The sequence below is a fragment of the Synechococcus sp. NOUM97013 genome (assembly GCF_014279815.1).
In the GTDB taxonomy this organism is placed as follows: Bacteria; Cyanobacteriota; Cyanobacteriia; order PCC-6307; family Cyanobiaceae; genus Synechococcus_C.
The window spans coordinates 387746-403185 of record NZ_CP047941.1; the positions used below are offsets into that span (position 1 = coordinate 387746).

General features: G+C 60.7%; 15 protein-coding genes. 4 read left to right on the top strand and 11 right to left on the bottom strand.

The features are described 5' to 3' along the window. Positions 1–6 precede the first annotated feature (6 nt). Together clpS and SynNOUM97013_RS01915 are read right to left on the bottom strand one after the other, a co-directional pair. Positions 7–327, bottom strand: coding sequence for an ATP-dependent Clp protease adapter ClpS (clpS, locus tag SynNOUM97013_RS01910; protein ID WP_186481361.1), 321 nt, complete (start codon positions 325–327; stop codon positions 7–9). Between the two features lie 46 nt (positions 328–373). Next, positions 374–1600, bottom strand: coding sequence for an LL-diaminopimelate aminotransferase (locus SynNOUM97013_RS01915; RefSeq protein WP_186480558.1), 1227 nt, complete (start codon positions 1598–1600; stop codon positions 374–376). A 147-nt stretch (positions 1601–1747) separates the two neighbouring features. On the opposite strand from SynNOUM97013_RS01915, the gene SynNOUM97013_RS01920 reads away from it, so the two are divergent. The 3 genes from SynNOUM97013_RS01920 to SynNOUM97013_RS01930 all read left to right on the top strand — a co-directional run bounded on the left by SynNOUM97013_RS01920 (position 1748) and on the right by SynNOUM97013_RS01930 (position 7120). Next, a complete protein-coding gene (locus SynNOUM97013_RS01920; protein WP_255443054.1) occupies positions 1748–4327 on the top strand; it encodes a TIGR03960 family B12-binding radical SAM protein in 2580 nt (859 codons plus the stop codon). Positions 4328–4592: 265 nt separating this feature from the next. After that, positions 4593–6551, top strand: a complete 1959-nt coding sequence (locus SynNOUM97013_RS01925; RefSeq protein WP_186480559.1) for an Rne/Rng family ribonuclease — start codon at positions 4593–4595, stop codon at positions 6549–6551. After that, on the top strand, positions 6548–7120 hold the full coding sequence (locus SynNOUM97013_RS01930; protein ID WP_186480560.1) for a ribonuclease HII: 573 nt from the start codon (positions 6548–6550) through the stop codon (positions 7118–7120). Before SynNOUM97013_RS01925 ends, SynNOUM97013_RS01930 begins: the two co-directional genes overlap by 4 nt. Here SynNOUM97013_RS01930 and SynNOUM97013_RS01935 read toward each other — a convergent pair. Further along, positions 7115–7663 carry a DUF1997 domain-containing protein gene (locus tag SynNOUM97013_RS01935; RefSeq protein WP_186480561.1) on the bottom strand — a complete coding sequence of 183 codons (549 nt, stop codon included), beginning with the start codon at positions 7661–7663 and terminating at the stop codon, positions 7115–7117. The two genes, SynNOUM97013_RS01930 and SynNOUM97013_RS01935, sit on opposite strands and share 6 nt — an antisense overlap. Positions 7664–7713: 50 nt before the next feature. Here SynNOUM97013_RS01935 and pheA point away from each other — a divergent pair, with 50 nt between their 5' ends. After that, positions 7714–8553 (top strand): prephenate dehydratase, encoded by an 840-nt coding sequence (gene pheA, locus SynNOUM97013_RS01940; protein WP_186481363.1) that lies wholly within the window; start codon positions 7714–7716, stop codon positions 8551–8553. On the opposite strand, the gene SynNOUM97013_RS01945 is transcribed toward pheA, so the two are convergent. From SynNOUM97013_RS01945 to SynNOUM97013_RS01980, 8 genes are all read right to left on the bottom strand, one after another. Beyond that, positions 8529–9494, bottom strand: a complete 966-nt coding sequence (locus SynNOUM97013_RS01945) for a methyltransferase domain-containing protein (RefSeq protein ID WP_186480562.1) — start codon at positions 9492–9494, stop codon at positions 8529–8531. The two genes, pheA and SynNOUM97013_RS01945, sit on opposite strands and share 25 nt — an antisense overlap. Beyond that, positions 9494–10159, bottom strand: a complete 666-nt coding sequence (locus SynNOUM97013_RS01950) for an LON peptidase substrate-binding domain-containing protein (protein ID WP_186480563.1) — start codon at positions 10157–10159, stop codon at positions 9494–9496. The genes SynNOUM97013_RS01945 and SynNOUM97013_RS01950 overlap by 1 nt, the downstream gene beginning before the upstream one ends. Positions 10160–10216: 57 nt before the next feature. Then, the gene (rpsJ, locus tag SynNOUM97013_RS01955) at positions 10217–10537 is read right to left on the bottom strand and encodes a 30S ribosomal protein S10 (RefSeq protein WP_006042265.1); all 321 of its coding nucleotides are present in this window, start codon (positions 10535–10537) and stop codon (positions 10217–10219) included. A 148-nt stretch (positions 10538–10685) separates the two neighbouring features. Continuing rightward, positions 10686–11885 carry an elongation factor Tu gene (gene tuf, locus SynNOUM97013_RS01960; RefSeq protein WP_006851621.1) on the bottom strand — a complete coding sequence of 400 codons (1200 nt, stop codon included), beginning with the start codon at positions 11883–11885 and terminating at the stop codon, positions 10686–10688. Between the two features lie 41 nt (positions 11886–11926). Continuing rightward, complete coding sequence (gene fusA / locus SynNOUM97013_RS01965) at positions 11927–14002, bottom strand: elongation factor G (RefSeq protein WP_186480564.1); 2076 nt, start codon at positions 14000–14002, stop codon at positions 11927–11929. A gap of 90 nt (positions 14003–14092) precedes the next feature. Further along, a complete protein-coding gene (gene rpsG / locus SynNOUM97013_RS01970) occupies positions 14093–14563 on the bottom strand; it encodes a 30S ribosomal protein S7 (RefSeq protein WP_011932305.1) in 471 nt (156 codons plus the stop codon). A 77-nt stretch (positions 14564–14640) separates the two neighbouring features. After that, a complete protein-coding gene (rpsL, locus tag SynNOUM97013_RS01975; RefSeq protein ID WP_186481364.1) occupies positions 14641–15015 on the bottom strand; it encodes a 30S ribosomal protein S12 in 375 nt (124 codons plus the stop codon). Between the two features lie 77 nt (positions 15016–15092). After that, positions 15093–15419 carry an AIR synthase gene (locus tag SynNOUM97013_RS01980; RefSeq protein WP_186481365.1) on the bottom strand — a complete coding sequence of 109 codons (327 nt, stop codon included), beginning with the start codon at positions 15417–15419 and terminating at the stop codon, positions 15093–15095. Between the last annotated feature and the right edge of the window lie 21 nt (positions 15420–15440).

The window sequence follows — 15440 nt, forward strand, 5'->3', positions numbered from 1 at the left end:
GAACGATCAGTTTTCCGGCTCGATGCTGCTGGTCAGGCCCTTGCCCTTCAGCGTTTCGCAGTAGAACTCCGCCGGCTCGAGATCGCACACGATCACGAGGCCAACCCCGGTGTTGTGGGCTTCCAGCATCACCGCCATGCAGTCCTGTTCACTCAGCTGAGGAACCACCTGACGCAGAGTGGTGACCACGTATTCCATGGAGTTCACGGGGTCGTTGTGAAGCAGCACCTTGTAGCGGGGCGAGCGCTTGCGCACCCGCTCCGTTTCTTTGTCGAGAACCGCGGCTCCACCGGGTTTTGCGCTGGGGGACTCCACTGCCATCGCCATGGTTTTCAGCTGATTGAAATGTAAAGCGACCGAGCTCACGGCGGGATCAGAGGGCCTTGATCCGAGCCATGGCGGTGTCAACATTCTCGCGACTGTTGAACGCCGACAGTCGGAAATAGCCTTCGCCGGCTGCACCGAAACCGCTCCCTGGTGTGCCCACCACATTCGCCTTGTTGAGCAGGTGGTCGAAGAAGCCCCAGGAATCTATGCCGTCAGGGGTTTTGATCCAGACGTAAGGCGCATGCTCACCGCCGTAGGTGGTGAGACCGGCGGCATTGAGTTCACGGCGAATGATCGCGGCGTTCTCCATGTAGAAGCCCACCAGGGTCTTCACCTCCTTCTGACCCGCTTCGGAATACACCGCTTCAGCACCGCGCTGAATGATGTAGCTGACGCCGTTGAATTTGGTGCTTTGGCGACGGTTCCAGAGTCCCCAGAGTTCCACAAAGTCGCCGTTGGCGGCTTTGCCCTTCAACCCCTTGGGCACCACCGTGAAGGCGCAACGGGTGCCTGTGAAACCGGCGTTCTTGGAGAACGAGCGGAATTCAATGGCGCACTCCCGCGCTCCTTCGATTTCGAAGATGGAACGGGGCAGGCTCGGATCCTGAATGAAGGCTTCGTAAGCAGCATCGAAAAGAATCAGGGCATCGTTGCTGCGGGCGTAATCCACCCAGGCCTTGAGCTGCTCCCGTGTGGCGACCGCACCGGTGGGGTTGTTGGGGAAGCAGAGATAGATCAGATCGACCGGTTCGTTGGGAATCTGAGCTGCGAAGCCGTTGTCAGCACTGATCGGTAGATAGCTCAGGCCTGCGTAGCGCCCCTCATCACCAGCATCACCGGTGCGTCCGGCCATCACATTGCTGTCGACATACACCGGATACACCGGGTCGGTCACCGCGACGCGATTGCCCTCGCCGAGGATGTCGAGGATGTTGCTGCTGTCGCACTTGGAGCCATCGGAGACAAAGATCTCCTCAGCACTGATGTCGCAGCCCCGAGATTGAAAGTCGTGCTTGGCGATTGCTTCCCGTAGCCAGCCGTATCCCTGCTCAGGGCCGTAGCCGTGGAAGCCCTCCGCGGTGCCCATCTCATCAATGGCCGCTTTCATCGCTTCACGGCAAGCCAGCGGCAGCGGCTCGGTGACATCGCCAATGCCCAGACGAATCAGTGCCGCGTCGGGGTTGGCAGTGCTAAAGGCTTTCACCCGACGGCCGATCTCAGGGAACAGATATCCCGCCTTGAGTTTGAGGTAGTTGCCGTTGACCTGAACCACGGAAAAGCCGCTGTTTTGCGGGCATCCTCCTACATACGATGCAGGGAGCCGGGTCGGCACATCGTGACCGTCGCTCTGAACCCATCCATCGCTCCGGTGGCGTTCGACGCGCTTGTCGATGCCGGTATCAACCGGCCAGCCCGCTACATGGGCCATGAACTGGGCGTGGAGCCCCGCGACTGGCAGGGAGCACGCGTGCGCTGGGCGCTCACCTACCCAGAGATTTATGAGGTGGGCTCCAGCAACCTCGGGCACATCATTCTCTATTCGATCCTCAATGCCCTTCCGGGCCAGGTGTGTGATCGGGCCTATCTCCCTGCAGCCGACCTGGCTCAACGGCTAAAGGAGCGTGACCAAGCGCTCTTTGGTGTGGAAAGTCGCTGGCCGTTGAACGCCTTCGACATCCTGGGCTTCAGCCTCAGTTACGAGTTGGGTGCCACCAACATCCTGCAGATGCTGGATCTCTGCAGGGTGCCGATCCGTGCTGCCGATCGTGGTGACCGTCCCTTGGGTGACCCGGAGGCTCCGCCCTTGATCTTCGCTGGGGGACCGACGGCCACCAGCAATCCGGAGCCCTACGCCGCATTCTTTGATTTCATCGTGCTCGGCGATGGTGAGGAACTGCTGCCCGAGATCGGGCTTGTGCTGGCGGAGGGGAAGGAGGCAGGTCTGAGTCGCTCGGCACTCCTTCGCGATCTCGCCTTGGTGCCAGGCGTCTACGTGCCCTCGCTCTACGGGCCCGGGGCCGACGGGGTCACCATCGAACCCCTGGAACCCGGACTGCCTCAAAGGGTGTTGCGGCGGGTGGCGACGCCCATGCCGCATTACGCCATGGGTCTGGTGCCTCATGTGGAGACGGTGCATGACCGGCTCACGGTGGAGATTCGTCGCGGCTGCACCCGTGGCTGCCGGTTCTGTCAGCCGGGAATGCTGACGCGCCCTGCCCGCGATGTGGAGCCTGAGGCGGTAATCGAGGCAGTCGAGACCGGTATGCGCAAGACCGGCTACAGCGATTTCTCGCTGCTGTCGCTCAGCTGCAGTGACTACCTGGCCCTGCCTGCCGTTGGCGTTGAGCTGCGCAATAGGCTTGCGGACCGCAATGTCACGCTGCAGCTGCCCAGCCAACGGGTGGATCGCTTTGATCAAGACATTGCCCACATCCTTGGTGGCGCGCGCCAGGCGGGGCTGACCTTCGCGCCCGAAGCAGGCACGCAACGCCTTCGCGACATCGTCAACAAGGGGTTGACCGATGACGACCTGCTGCAGGGGATCCGAACGGCGATGCAGAACGGCTATCGCAAGGTCAAGCTCTATTTCATGATCGGTCTTCCGGGGGAGACGGATGCCGACGTGCTCGGCATTGCCGAGACCTGCCGGATGTTGCAAGAGCGTTGCAGGGATCTGGGGCGCCTGAGCCTCAACATCACCATCAGCAATTTCACGCCGAAGCCGCATACGCCGTTTCAGTGGCACAGCGTGTCGACGGCGGAATTCATCCGGCGCCAGCAGTTGCTGAGGGATGCCGGACGGCGATTGCGGGGCGTGCGCTTCAACTTCACCGATGTCCGTCTCTCGGCCATGGAGGATTTCGTGGGGCGCGGCGATCGACGGCTGGCACCCGTTATCGAGGCGGCCTGGCGCGCAGGTGCGGGGATGGACGCCTGGTTCGAAGCGCTGGATCGCACCTATGAAGCCTGGACCGGTGCCATTGCAGAGGCCGGTTTGGATGGGCGATATCGCGAGATGGAGCTGGGGAGCTGGGGTGCCGTGGCTGCTCTGGAACTGGAGGATCTCAAAGGGTTCTGTGCTCAGCCTCTGCCCTGGGATCACATTGACAGCGGCATCGATAAGTCCTGGCTTGCGGACGATCTTCAGCAGGCTCTGGCGGCCAGTGTGGTGCCGGACTGCTCGTTTGAAGGATGCAGCAGTTGTGGGGTCTGTGGTCCTGATCTGGGCCACAACGTGGTGGTGCCTCCACCTGCGGTGCCTGGTGCTGTTCCGCAGCAAGCCCCTCCGAGCGAACGGGTCTGCCGTCTGCGTTTTCGCTTCAGTAAGACCGGGGCCATGGCCCTGCTCAGTCACCTCGACCTGGTGCGATTGCTGGAACGCGCATTGCGTCGCAGTGAATTACCAGTGAGCTACACCGGCGGCTTTCATCCCTTGCCCCGCCTGCAATTGGCCCTGGCGCTGCCTTTGGGTGTCGAGGCGGAAGGGGAATGGATGGACCTGGAGTTCCTTGAACCTGTGGTTCCTTCCGAGGTGATGGAGTGTTGGCAAAAAGCACTGCCCCCGGGACTGTGCCTGCTGGAGGCCCAAGAGGTGCCGGTGTCGTCGCCCAAGCTTTCGCAGCAGCTCCAGGCCAGCCGGTGGCGCTTTGTGCTCTGTGGCACTCCGACTGAGCCTTTGCAGGATGGGGCTCCATGGCAGCAGGCCATCCATGATCTGCTCAACCAGCAGGAGCTGATCTGGGAAGACAGCGACAAGAAAGGTCGACCACGTCGCCGTGACATGCGTGCGCTGCTCCAGAACCTCCGCCTCGTGGATCTGATCGCAGACAATCCTGCTGCTCAGCCCTGCGCCGCCGAACTTGAGTTGACCGCGACCGTCGATTCCCAAGGCCGCAGTCTCAAGCCAGCGCAGCTGCAGATCTGGCTGGCGCAGCACCTGGGTTTTGAGTTGTCACTGTCACGCGTGCGGCGGATGGAGCTCACCCTCCTGCAGTGTTAAATTCAGGTCAGGACTTCATTCCAGAGGCTTGAGCCATGGATGCGTCCCGGTCTTCTTGTCCCCTTCATTGTTTGGAACGAGAGGCCTGAGCCTTCGTTCTAGCCGGCGTCACAGCGCTGAAGCGGTTCGACCATAGGAGTGTTTCACTCCGTGCCATTGAGACCCGCGGGTCCTTTCCAGAAGCAATTTCAATTTCCTCCGTTCGACGGCCCTGATGGTCCGTTGATTCGGCATTTGTCCTGACGGGCTGCGTCAGTTCCTGTTTATGCCCCAGCAAATCGTCATCGCCGAGCAGCTGCGCATCGCGGCAGTTCTGTCTGATGATCGCGTTGATGAACTGATCGTGGCGCAGGGCCGCTATCAAATCGGCGATGTTTACCTCGGCACGGTGGAGAACGTTCTGCCGGGCATTGACGCTGCTTTCGTGAACATCGGCGAAAGCGAGAAGAACGGCTTCATTCACGTGACGGATCTCGGTCCGCTGCGTCTCAAGAAAGGGGCAGCAGGAATCACGGAATTGCTGGAGCCTCGCCAGAAGGTGCTGGTGCAGGTGATGAAGGAGCCCACAGGCACCAAGGGGCCACGCCTGACCGGCAATCTCGCTCTCCCCGGGCGCTACCTCGTTTTGCAACCCAGCGGACAGGGCGTAAACATCTCCCGCCGGATTGGTGCTGAAGGGGAGCGCAACCGTTTGCGTGCGTTGGGTGTGCTGATCAAACCACCGGGCGCAGGCCTGCTGATCCGCACGGAAGCTGAGGGAATCAGCGAGGACCTGCTGATCGACGATCTGGAGTCACTGCTTCGTCAATGGGAAGCCATCCAGAAAGCGGCAGAAACGGCATCACCACCAGTTCTGCTCAATCGGGATGAGGATTTCATCCACCGCATCCTTCGGGATCACACCGGTCCTGATCTGGTGCGTGTGGTGGTCGATGAGGCGGATGCGGTTGATCGCGTCACCAGCTTCCTCGGTCAGGACGGCTCCAATGTGTCGGTGGAAGCGCACAGCGAATCCGATGAGCTGCTGGAGCACTTCAAGGTCAACGCCGCGATCCGCGATGCGCTCAAGCCAAGGGTGGATCTTCCCTCAGGCGGTTACGTAATCATCGAGCCCACCGAGGCGCTCACGGTGATCGATGTCAATTCGGGATCGTTCACACGCTCCGCCAATGCGCGCGAAACGGTTCTGTGGACCAACTGTGAGGCGGCGGCTGAGATTGGCCGGCAGCTGAAGCTGCGCAACATCGGTGGGGTGATCATCGTCGACTTCATCGACATGGATTCCCGTCGGGACCAACTCCAGCTTCTGGAGCACTTCACCACCGCTATCCGTGATGATTCGGCGCGCCCCCAGATTGCTCAGCTCACGGAACTGGGGCTTGTGGAGCTGACGCGCAAGCGTCAGGGCCAGAACATCTATGAGCTGTTCGGGCGAGCCTGCCCGAGCTGCGGCGGACTGGGCCATGTGGCTGTGCTGCCCGGCAAAGATCTTCTGCAGCCTCTAGCGACGGCCACCGGCTTGGTGCGGTCGGCAGCTTCAGCCCGAGCGGAGGTCTCTGCCCCTTCTGAAACCGGCGGTGGCCGCCGCCGCCGCGGCGGTCGCGGACGTGCCGGAGCTGCCTCTGAAACGACAAGCCCTGCCGACGCACCGCTGGAGGCTCAGGTTGCCGGCGAGTCCACATCGGAGGCGACGGAGCCTGCAGCAGCCAACCGTCGCCAGGATCCAGAACTGGTGGCCGTGCCGATGGATGACGATCAGGAAAAGGTCTACGGCTGGCTTGGCTTGAACCCCGTGCTGCTGCTGGATCCCCCGCCAGAGAACGACAACCTGATGGTTCGCGTTGTGCGGCCTGGGGAGGATGCCGACACTGTGCTCGAAGAAGCGCGGCAGCAACTGGCCGCGAGTTCAGGGCGTCGCCGCCGTCGCGGCAATCGTGGTGGTCGAGGCGTTGCGCGCAGCGGTTCTGCATCGCCTACGCCAGCGCCAGAACCCTCAGCCTCCCGCGCGGACGACAAGCCGTTGTTGGTGGAGATCACACCCTTGGAGGTGGCCCCGCTCATCGAGCTGCCACCAGAGCCGACAGCCGTGGTGGCACCAGAGCCCACCCCGGCTGCTGTTGCGGCACAGGAACCTGTCTCCGTGGCCGTTACAGAGCCTGAGATGCCAGCGGCTGAAGCACGTCCCGGTCGCCGCCGCCGTCGCTCTTCGGCCGCAGTGGAGTGATCGTCGGTGTTGATGAGGTTGGTCGTGGGTGTTGGTTCGGCCCCGTCTTTGCCGGGGCGGTCTGCCTCACCCCTGAAGCCGCCGACGCACTCTCTGATCTTGGGTTGACCGACAGCAAAGCGCTGTCTCCAAAACGACGTGCGGCCCTGGTTCCGGAAATCGAGTCCCGAGCCATGGTTTGGGCCCTCGGTCAAGGATCAGCGCGGGAGGTGGATTCGTGTGGGATTCGTGTGGCAACGGAGTTGGCGATGTTGCGGGCCCTTCAACGCCTTCCGAACACTCCGGATCTGGTGCTGGTTGACGGTGTTCTTCCTCTGCGTCTCTGGGCCGGTGAACAGCGCACCATTGTCCGAGGAGACAGCAAGGAAGCCTCGATCGCGGCAGCCAGTGTGCTGGCCAAGGAAGCGCGCGATGCCCTGATCCGCCGCATGGCGCTGCGTTTTCCCGGCTATGGGCTGGAATGTCATGCCGGTTATGGCACGGCTCGCCATCGTGCAGCGCTGCTCGAATCAGGGCCGACGCCGATGCATCGTCAAAGCTTTCTCACCAAAGTTTTGTCGGCTTCATGACCGGGCTTCGTTCAGCCCCACCTCTTGATGCGGGGATTGGGCGCACCAGTCTTGAAAATCTCGCACCAGTTGCCGGCCCACCCGGCCCTTGATCGTCACCAGGATGCCGTTGAGGATTGATTCACCGGTGCTCTCCAAGACACGCTTGGGAATCAGCTTCAGCAGCGGTGGCTGGCTCACCGTGACGCCCAGTCGCGCTTCGCCCTGCAAGCCCTGATCGCTGACCTCCAGCAGCGCTTCCAGACTCAGCTGAAAATCATCCACCAGGCCCAACCCCTGCAATGTGGCGTCTGTGGCCTGAATGGAAATCGATCCGTCTCCGCACACGGTTTTCAGTGAGACAACAGGTGCGACCTGAAGTTGAAACACCTGCAGGGTCGTCACGGTGTAGCGATACCGGGAGGGACCGGTCGCTTCCAGTTGCTGGGGGTCCAGCAAGGCCTTGATCACGCGCTCCTCTTCCTGCAGATAGCGGCGCAGGCGGTCCGTCTGATTCGCGACCGGCAGATCGAGATGCTGACTGGCGCGGAAGGCCAGGCTCATGCCCCTTGTGCTGACGCGGCATGATCCTATCGATGCGAGTGCAGGGATCCATGCCGATGCGGGTGGCGTTTTTGGGGCCAAAGGGCACTTATGGCGAGCGGGCTGCCAGGGCCATGGTGCGGTTGGAGCAGCTCGGGGAGGCTGATTTGGTGGCTTGCACCGGATTGCGCTCGGTGGTGGAGCATGTGGCGGATGGCCGCTGTGAGGCTGCCGTGGTGCCCGTTGAGAACTCCGTTGAGGGAGGGGTCACCGCCAGCCTGGATGCGCTCTGGTCCCATCGTGAGCTCTGTATCCGCCGCGCTCTGGTCTTGCCCATTCGTCATGCGCTTCTGAGCAGTGGCCCTCTGGAGGGCATCAGCGAAGTGCTGTCGCATCCACAGGCTCTGGCGCAATGCAGTGGTTGGCTGGCCACGCATCTGCCAAAGGCGCTGCAGTTGCCCACCACTTCGACAGCCGAAGCCGCCCGGATGGTGAAGGGCAGCCGCTTTCGTGCGGCCATTGCGGATCGGGCGGTGGGCGAGCAACAGGAGCTCGATGAACTCGCCTTCCCCATCAATGATGTGGCGGGCAATTGCACACGGTTTCTGCTGCTCTATCGAGGAGAACCTCTGCGGGAAGGACAAGTGGCGAGCTTGGCATTCTCCTTGCATCGGAATGCACCGGGTGCCCTCATCGAGGCTCTCCAGGGGATCGCTGGTTTAGGGCTCAACATGAGCCGGATCGAATCGCGTCCTTCCAAGCGTGAACTTGGTGAGTACGTGTTTTTTGTTGATGTGGAACTTCCTGTCCAGAACTCAGCAGCGGCGCTGACCGAATTGGCGAGCCGTCTTGAACCTCTCTGTGAACATCTGGCGGACTTTGGTGCCTACCCCAGCTCTGAACTCAATTGATCAGAACTGAGCCGGAATACCCCGAACTGCATCATCCCGCGCGCAAAAGCCCAGCGCATCAGCATCAGGGTCGGTGTTTCGCGCAATCCCTGAAGCACGGCGGATGGTCCGAGTCTGAGCACCGCCGCCGGTCGGCGTAGACCTTCATAGATGGAATCGTTCCAGGATGGCAGCGTGGCTTCCGTCCAGTCGCTGGTGTCGATCAGGCCGCGACGTTGATCACTGCACTCCAGGTTGTGCTGGAACCCGGGGATGCTGGCAAATTCAGGATGGGCCCATTGGGTCAGCAACTGATGCATGACCCACCGTTCCCGTGCATCAAGGGCACCGTCGCGGGGGTCGCGGCGATTCCAGTCGGCGACCGCCAGCGCCCCTCCGGGCCTGAGCACTCTCAGCAACTCATCGGCGAACCGCTGTTTGTCTGGCATGTGAGGACCGGCTTCAACACTCCACACGCCATCGAATTCACCATCGGCGAGGTTCAGGTCCAGCGCATCCATCACGGCGAAGCGGCAGGACAGCCCCTCCGGTGTCAATTCAGTTGCACGTCGAATTTGGGCCGGGCTGATGCTGATGCCGAGGACGTCAAAGCCGTAATCGCGAGCCAGGATTCTGGCGCTGCCGCCGATGCCACAGCCCACGTCCACCACCTTGGAACCCGGTGGCAGCCGATCCAATCCACTCCAGTGCACGAGTTCATGCACGAAATCAGCCTTGGCTCGCCTGAAATCGCGATGCCTCGGGGGATTGCCGTAATGCCCGAGATGGACATGCTCACCCCAGAGGGTTTCCAGCAATCGATCGTCGGTCCAGGCGTCGTAGGCGGAGGCCACGCTTTCGCTGGAGTGGTAAGCCCGATTGCGGCGCGTCCAGAGTGCGTAAATGCCGGCAGCAGCAGCGATCCCAACGGCTGTTGGGGCAAGGAAAGTGGGGAAAGACATCAACCGTCGTTGCCGGAATCGGCGGAGGAAAGGGTGTCGCGCAGCACCGTGCGAGCCGCGAGCTGACGCCGCGTTTCATCGAGCATTTCGAACTCCTGTTCGAGCCTGGTGCGGGTGCAAGTGAGTTCCAGCAGTTCCTGTTGTTGATCGGCCACGGGGCCACCGAGATGTGCACCGATCCAGAACGACAATTCCCGAGGTAAATCAGGAAGGTCTTCCGGCAGTTCGGTGGGAGAGTCAGTGAGCTTGCCTGTGAGCTCGACCACATCACGCAGGGCTGTAGTCACCGATTCGGTGAGCGTGTGCAAAGCATCGATGTTGTCTTCCGGATCGTCTTCGATCCAGCTGACCATGGCACTTCGGAAGGGTGTTTCTCGGGTCACGTTCAACACCCTGAACCGCTGTTGGCCAAGCGTGATGATGTTGCTTCGGCCGTCCTCGCCGGTCTGGTGTTGAATCACTTCCGCGCAGCAGCCAATCGGGGCCATGCTCTGGCTGCGGGGATCCCAACGCACCACGCCAAAACGTCGATCGCTTTCGAGGACGCTCTGCAGCATCATTCGATAGCGCGACTCGAAGATGTGCAGCGGCAGAACGTCGCTTGGAAAGAGAACGACATCCGGCAGAGGAAAGAGAGGCAGTTCTCTGACGGACAGATCAGCCACGCAGGAATCAATCGAAGAGAGAAATCCTAGGCAGCTGATCGGGGCATTGTGCTCGGCTCAGAGCTTCACTTCGATGTCAACGCCACTGGGAAGATCCAGCTTCATCAAGGCATCAATCGTCTTGGCAGACGGGCTGTAGATGTCGATGATGCGGCGGTGGGTGCGCGTCTCGAAGTGCTCACGGGAGTCCTTGTCGACGTGAGGAGAGCGCAGCACGCAGTAGATCTTTCGCTTCGTGGGAAGGGGGATCGGGCCGATAGCAGTCGCTGCTGTGTTGTCAGCCGTTTCAATGATTTTGTCGCAGGACAGATCCAGCATGCGGCGGTCAAACGCCTTGAGGCGGATGCGGATCTTCTGCTGAGCGATGGCAGTGGACATGAAGCGCTTAGAAATCTCCGAGGGAGATGACGAAAGGTGGATTGTCGAGGTGCAGATCGAACGTCAATTAGACAGTTCGACTCGATCGAAAAATAGTAAAGGATGGCCCGGTCGGAACCGGACCATCCCCAGAGATCTGGGACTCAGATCACTCGATGATCTTGGAGACCACGCCAGCACCGATGGTGCGGCCGCCTTCGCGGATAGCGAAGCGCATGCCTTGCTCGATGGCGACGGGGCAGATCAGCTCACCGGTCATCTGGATGTTGTCACCAGGCATCACCATTTCCACGTTGGAACCGTCTTCCGCGGTGAAGGCGGTGATTTGGCCGGTCACGTCCGTTGTACGGATGTAGAACTGCGGGCGGTAGCCAGCGAAGAAGGGAGTGTGGCGGCCGCCTTCTTCTTTCTTGAGCACGTACACCTGACCCTCGAACTTGGTGTGAGGGGTGATGGAACCGGGCTTCACGAGCACCATGCCGCGCTCGATGTCTTCCTTCTGAATGCCGCGCAGCAGCAGACCAACGTTGTCGCCAGCCATGCCCTCATCGAGCAGCTTGCGGAACATTTCCACACCGGTGACGGTGGTCTTGCGGGTGTCCTTGATGCCGACGATTTCGATCTCTTCGCCGACCTTGACGATGCCGCGCTCGATACGGCCGGTGGCCACGGTGCCGCGACCGGTGATGGAGAAGACGTCTTCCACAGCCATCAGGAAGGGCTTGTCGACTTCGCGCTCAGGCTCAGGAATGCTGGAGTCAACAGCCGCCATCAGTTCTTCGATCTTGGCTTCCCACTCAGCCTCGCCTTCGATGGCCTTCAGGCCGGAGACCTGAACCACGGGGATGTCGTCGCCGGGGAAGTCGTAGCTGGAGAGAAGTTCGCGGATCTCCATCTCCACCAGTTCGATGATTTCTTCGTCATCGACCATGTCGCACTTGTTCAGTGCAACAACCAGAGCGGGAACGCCCACCTGCTTGGCCAGCAGGATGTGCTCCTTGGTCTGGGCCATCGGGCCGTCGGTGGCGGCACACACCAGGATGGCGCCATCCATCTGAGCAGCACCGGTGATCATGTTCTTCACATAGTCCGCGTGGCCAGGGCAGTCCACGTGGGCGTAGTGACGAGTCTCGGTCTCGTACTCAACGTGAGCAGTGTTGATGGTGATCCCGCGCTCGCGCTCTTCAGGAGCGCCGTCGATGTCGGCGTAGTTCTGAACTTCAGCCTGACCCTTCTTGGCGAGCACGTTGGTGATCGCAGCGGTGAGGGTGGTCTTGCCGTGGTCAACGTGGCCGATGGTGCCGATGTTGACGTGGGGCTTGTTCCTTTCGAACTTCTCGCGTGCCATTTGTGTAAAGAATCGAGGGGTGAATTAAGGGTGTTTAGAGATCAGGAATTGCCCTGATTCTTGGAGATGATGGCCTCGGCCACATTGCGAGGAACATCCTCATAGTGGCTGAATTCCATCGAGAAAATACCCCGACCCTGGGTCATGGATCGGAGCTCGGTGGCGTAGCCGAACATCTCGGCCAGGGGCACCTTGGCCGAGACTTTCGACGTGCCATCGTCAATTGCCTGACCTTCAACCTGTCCTCGACGGGAGGACAGGTCACCGATGATCGAGCCGAGAAAATCCTCGGGGACCTCGACCTCGACTTTCATCATCGGTTCAAGAAGCACAGGATTGCACTTCTTGACCGCATCTTTGAAAGCCATGGAGCCGGCGATCTTGAACGCCATCTCCGACGAGTCCACATCGTGGTATGAACCGTCGACCATGGTGACTTTCACGTCGATCATGGGGAATCCGGCAATCACGCCGGACTCGCAGGTTTCCTTCATGCCCATTTCAGAGGGCTTGATGAATTCCTTGGGGACCACGCCGCCGACAATCTTGTTGACGAATTCGAAGCCGGATTCAGGCTCGCCGGGCTCCATTTCGATCACAACGTGACCGTACTGACCCTTACCACCGGTCTGACGGGAGAACTTGCCTTCACCACCAGAAGAGCTGCGGATGGTTTCGCGATAGGACACCTGAGGAGCGCCGATGTTGGCTTCCACCTTGAATTCCCGCAGCATGCGGTCCACCAGAATCTCCAGGTGGAGCTCGCCCATTCCGGCGATCACGGTCTGACCAGTTTCCGCATCCGTGTTGACGCGGAAGGTGGGATCTTCCTCAGCCAGTGCAACCAGCGCTTTGGAGAGCTTCTCCATATCGCCCTTGGTCTTGGGCTCAACAGCCACGGAGATCACAGGCTCTGGGATGAACAGGGTCTCCAGGACGATCGGATCGTCAGAGGAACACAGGGTGTCACCTGTGGTGGTGTTCTTCAGTCCGAGCACGGCGCCAAGATCGCCGGCGCGCAGGGCATCAACTTCTTCGCGGTCATCAGCCTTGAGCACCACGAGGCGGGAGATGCGCTCTTTCTCACCCTTGGTTGAGTTGAGCACGTAGCTGCCCTTCTGAAGCACACCGGAATACATCCGGACGAAAGTGAGCTTGCCGTAGGGGTCAGCCATGACCTTGAAGGCCAGTGCGCTGAAGGGTGCGTTGTCGTCAGATGGACGGACGGCTTCCTTTCCATCAGGCAGCACGCCTTGAATGGGGGGAACGTCGATCGGTGCAGGCAGGTAATCGACAACGGCATCGAGAACCAGCTGAACGCCTTTGTTCTTAAAGGCTGAACCGCAGAGAACAGGCACAAGGCCGTGCTTCAACACGCCTTCACGGATGCCTTTCTTCAGTTCTTCAGTGCTGAGTTCGCCAGATTCCAGGAACTTCTCGATCAGGGCCTCATCGGTTTCGGCGACGGCTTCCATCAGGAAGTTGCGCCATTCCTCAACCTGATCCTTCATGTCGTCAGGAACATCGGTCACTTCGATGTCCTGCCCAAGGTCATCCTTGTAGATGTGGGCCTTGTTCTCAACGAGGTCGATGATGCCGCTGAGTTCACCCTCAGCCCCGATGGGGAGCTGGATTGGTGCTGCGTTGGCCTTCAGGCGATCCTTGATCTGGCCGTGAACCTTGAGGAAGTCCGCACCCGTGCGGTCCATCTTGTTCACGAACACCATTCGAGGCACCGAGTACCGATCGGCTTGCCTCCAGACAGTTTCCGACTGGGGTTGGACACCACCCACAGCACAGAACACTGCGATCACGCCATCGAGCACACGCATGGAGCGCTCCACCTCAATGGTGAAGTCGACGTGCCCAGGCGTGTCGATGATGTTGATGCGGTGATCTTTCCAACTGGTGGAAATTGCAGCAGCTGTGATGGTGATGCCACGCTCACGTTCCTGGGCCATCCAGTCGGTCACTGCGGCGCCGTCATGCACCTCGCCGATCTTGTGAACCACACCCGAATAGAACAGGATTCGTTCTGTCGTGGTGGTTTTGCCAGCATCAATATGCGCGGCGATACCGATATTTCTGACGCGTTCCAGGGGGAAGTCGCGGGCCACAGGAGTTCTCCGGGGGTGAGGCGTTAAAAGGCGGGTGAGACTCTACAGGTCAGCCATGAACATTCGTGTTGATGACTGACTCCGAGAGGATCAGTAGCGGTAGTGGGCGAAAGCTTTGTTGGCTTCGGCCATCTTGTGAGTTTCTTCGCGCTTGCGAACGGCGCTGCCGGCCTCGTTGGCAGCATCCATCAGTTCACCAGCCAGTTTCTGGGCCATGCTTCGGCCGTTACGCGCACGGGAGAAGCTCACCAGCCAACGCAGCGCCATCGCAGTGCCGCGCTCCTGGCGCACTTCCATGGGGACCTGATAGGTCGCACCACCGACGCGGCGTGCACGCACTTCAACCAAAGGGGTGGCGTTCTTGACAGCGGTTTCGAACAGTTCGATGGGGTCACCGCCGGTCCGCTCGCCAATCAGGCTGAACGCATCAGAAAGGATCCGCTGTGCGGTCGACTTCTTACCGTGCTTCATCAACCGGGCCACCAGCATGGTGGCGAGGCGGTTGTTGAACTGAGGATCGGGAAGAACCGGGCGCTTGACGGCGGCGTTACGGCGTGACATGGACTGTCAGATCGGGATAAAGAACAGAGATTTGAGGGTGACGGGTACGGGACGGCCCGGAATCGGACCGCGCTGCATCACTCCTTAGGAGCCTTGGCGCCGTACTTCGAACGGGACTGGCGACGGTCCTTCACGCCAGCGGTATCAAGCGTTCCGCGAATGATGTGGTAGCGCACACCGGGCAGATCCTTGACACGACCGCCGCGGATCAGCACAACCGAGTGCTCCTGCAGGTTGTGACCAATGCCGCCGATGTAGGCGGTCACCTCAAATCCGGAGGTGAGGCGCACACGGGCCACCTTGCGAAGGGCCGAGTTGGGCTTTTTGGGTGTGGAGGTGTACACGCGGGTGCACACGCCACGGCGCTCGGGACAGGCCTTCAGGGCGGGAGACTTGGTTTTCGCCTTGGAGCTCTGGCGCTCAGTGCGGATCAGTTGCTGGATGGTTGGCATCGACGGTCGCGTGGCGGCCGGAGATCCGACCTGGTTCGACAATCCATCACCATACCGGGTCGCCTTCCCTGGTCTTTTCAGATCCGACTGAAGGCGCTTCCGCAGGCACAGCAGCGCACTTGATCGTTGCTGAGAATCAGAAAACCGCCCCCGCTGATGTCGCTCCGGTAGTCGAGGGTCAACCCTTCAAGCAACTTGAGCTGCGCTTGGGGTGCGTGCAGCGTCACCCCGTCAGCGCGTGCGACGGGAGTGCCGGCAAGATGTCCTGGCTGCAGGCGAATCACGTTCTGCTCGCAATGACCCTTGGTCAGATCGAGGTGCATCAGACCTGGGGTGCCAGCAACAGCGGCCTGGCGGCCCAATTCAGCGGCGGCTGTTGCGGTGATCTGCAGCATGGCTGCCATGGTCTGCGGCACGACGGGTTT

Coding starts and splice junctions, on each gene's coding strand:
- SynNOUM97013_RS01935 (WP_186480561.1), bottom strand. CDS start 7,663: ATGAGCCTGGCCTTCCGCGCCAGTCAGCATCTCGATCTGCCGGTCGCG.
- SynNOUM97013_RS01980 (WP_186481365.1), bottom strand. CDS start 15,419: ATGGCAGCCATGCTGCAGATCACCGCAACAGCCGCCGCTGAATTGGGC.
- rpsJ (WP_006042265.1), bottom strand. CDS start 10,537: ATGTCCACTGCCATCGCTCAGCAGAAGATCCGCATCCGCCTCAAGGCG.
- pheA (WP_186481363.1), top strand. CDS start 7,714: ATGCCGATGCGGGTGGCGTTTTTGGGGCCAAAGGGCACTTATGGCGAG.
- rpsG (WP_011932305.1), bottom strand. CDS start 14,563: ATGTCACGCCGTAACGCCGCCGTCAAGCGCCCGGTTCTTCCCGATCCT.
- rpsL (WP_186481364.1), bottom strand. CDS start 15,015: ATGCCAACCATCCAGCAACTGATCCGCACTGAGCGCCAGAGCTCCAAG.
- SynNOUM97013_RS01920 (WP_255443054.1), top strand. CDS start 1,748: ATGGGCCATGAACTGGGCGTGGAGCCCCGCGACTGGCAGGGAGCACGC.
- tuf (WP_006851621.1), bottom strand. CDS start 11,885: ATGGCACGCGAGAAGTTCGAAAGGAACAAGCCCCACGTCAACATCGGC.
- clpS (WP_186481361.1), bottom strand. CDS start 327: ATGGCGATGGCAGTGGAGTCCCCCAGCGCAAAACCCGGTGGAGCCGCG.
- SynNOUM97013_RS01945 (WP_186480562.1), bottom strand. CDS start 9,494: ATGTCTTTCCCCACTTTCCTTGCCCCAACAGCCGTTGGGATCGCTGCT.
- SynNOUM97013_RS01925 (WP_186480559.1), top strand. CDS start 4,593: ATGCCCCAGCAAATCGTCATCGCCGAGCAGCTGCGCATCGCGGCAGTT.